The 286-nt window shown below is 51.0% G+C and carries 1 rRNA gene; it reads right to left on the minus strand.

The features are described from left to right. Positions 1 to 286 (minus strand): 23S ribosomal RNA (locus JUI58_RS00240); the annotation flags it as partial.

Below are 286 nucleotides of genomic sequence, written 5' to 3' on the forward strand. Positions count from 1 at the left end.
CTCCTTAATCACTTAGCGATTATTTGGGGACCTTAGCTGGTGGTCTGGGCTGTTTCCCTCTTGACGATGAAGCTTATCCCCCACCGTCTTACTGGCTAAGTTTTATCTGGGTATTCTGAGTTTGCCTCACTTTGGTACCGCTCTCGCAGCCCGCAGCGAAACAGTGCTTTACCCCCCAGACAATCTCTTAACCGCTGCGCCTAAACACATTTCGGGGAGAACCAGCTAGCTCCAGGCTCGATTGGCATTTCACCCCTAACCACACCTCATCCGCCAATTTTTCAAC

This window comes from Spirulina sp. CCY15215 (assembly GCF_016888125.1).
Taxonomy (GTDB): Bacteria; Cyanobacteriota; Cyanobacteriia; order Cyanobacteriales; family Spirulinaceae; genus CCY15215.